Raw genomic sequence first — 1,661 nt, 5'->3', positions numbered from 1 at the left:
CCTCGCGCTGGCGGGTCTCGCGGCGGTGACGGCCGTGCTCGCCATGGTGGTCGTCTGGCGCACGGGCGTGCGCGGCGGCGGCCGCTCGTTCTTCGCGTTGCTGATCGCCGCGCTCACGCTCGCGGCTCCGGCCTACGCGCTGAGCCGCGCCGTCGCGACGCCCTCGCTCGACGACGTGGCGAGCGATCCGGCCGATCCGCCGCTGTTCGAGCGCGCGCGGCCCGGCGCGACACCCGCCCTGGACGCCGGCCGTCAGCAGGCGGCCTATCCCGACATCGCGCCGCTGAAGCTCAGTGTGTCGCCGGAGGAGGCCGTCAATCTGGCGCTCGGGCTGATGGAGCAGCGCGGGTGGCGGCTCGTCGGCCCCACCGCCTATCCGCGCGGCGGCCCGCCGCGGCTCCGGATCGAGGCCACCGCCCGCTCGGCCGTGCTCGGCCTGCCCGCGGACGTGGCGCTGCGCGCCCGACCGGACGGCGACGGCGCCGTGGTCGACATGCGTTCCGCCTCGCGCTTCGAGGGGCTCGATCTCGGCGCCAACGCTGAGCGGGTGCAGACCTTCCTCGCCGACCTCGCCGCCGCCGCGACGCCCTGAGGGCGTCGTCGCACGCCTCTTCCTTGTCCCGGCCTTGAGCCGGGACCCAGAAACGTCAGCGTGCGAGGATAAAACGCCCCGCCCGTCGCGTGCCGTTCGGAACGCTCAGCGGTTCTGGGTCCCGGATCAAGTCCGGGACAAGGGAAGGAGCGCCGCAGGAATGGCTGCGCGTCATAACGAAGAAGCGCGGGCGCCCACCTTCTTGTCCCGGACTTGATCCGGGACCCAGAAACGTCAGCGCGTGAGGATAAAGGGCCCCACCCGTCGCGCGCTGTCTGGAAAGCTCAGCGGTTCTGGGTCCCGGATCAAGTCCGGGACAACGGAAGGAGCGCCGCAGGAATTGGCTGCGCGTCATGACGAAAAAAGGGGGCGCCCCACTTTCTTGTCCCGGCCTTGAGCCGGGACCCAGAAACGTCAGCGCGTGAGGATAGCGCGCCCCACCCGTCGCGTCCTATTCGGAACACTCAGCGGTTCTGGGTCCCGGATCAAGTCCGGGACAAGAGAAGGGGCGTCGCGGGAATTGGCTGCGCGTCATGGCGAAGAAGCGCGGGCGCCTCACTTTCTTGTCCCGGCCTTGAGCCGGGACCCAGAAACGTCAACGCACGAGAATAAAGCGCCCCACCCGTCGCGTGCTGTTTGGAACGCTCAGCGGTTCTAGGTCCCGGATCAAGTCCGGGACAAGGGAAGGGGCGCCGCGGGAGTTGGATGCGCGTCATGACGAAGAAGCGCAGGCGCCCCACTTCCTTGTCCCGGCCTTGAGCCGGGACCCAGAGACGTCAGCACACGAGGATAAAGCGCCCCACCCGTCGCGTACCGTTCGGAACGCTCAGCGGTTCTGGGTCCCGGATCAAGTCCGGGACAAGAAAAGAGGCGCACCGCGTCCCGCCGGGTCGCGTTCGAGTCAGGCGACGCCCGCGATTTCGGCGACGATCGCTTCGGCCGCGGCGCGGGGGTCGGGGGCGGTGAGCACGGGGCGAGCCACCACGATGTGGTCGGCGCCGTTGCGGATGGCGTCGGCGGGCGTCGCCACGCGCTTCTGGTCGCCGAGCGCCGCGCCCGCGGGCCGCAC

At 70.7% G+C, this 1,661-nt stretch carries 2 protein-coding genes; one reads left to right on the top strand and one right to left on the bottom strand.

Features of this window, described 5'->3' with window-relative positions; all coding sequences use genetic code 11:
- Window positions 1–592 (top strand): DUF1499 domain-containing protein (locus tag ACFQ4O_RS17340; protein ID WP_378777604.1); only part of this gene is annotated, 592 nt, incomplete at its 5' end.
- A gap of 901 nt (window positions 593–1,493) precedes the next feature.
- Here ACFQ4O_RS17340 and ACFQ4O_RS17335 read toward each other — a convergent pair.
- On the bottom strand, window positions 1,494–1,661 hold a 168-nt coding region (locus ACFQ4O_RS17335), incomplete at its 5' end, for an orotidine 5'-phosphate decarboxylase / HUMPS family protein (RefSeq protein ID WP_378777606.1).

It is taken from the genome of Methylopila musalis, from assembly GCF_042679725.1.
Taxonomy (GTDB): domain Bacteria; phylum Pseudomonadota; class Alphaproteobacteria; order Rhizobiales; family Methylopilaceae; genus Methylopila; species Methylopila musalis.
The sequence above is the reverse complement of the archived record's forward strand: the minus strand, read 5'-3'. Positions and strand labels throughout refer to the sequence as shown.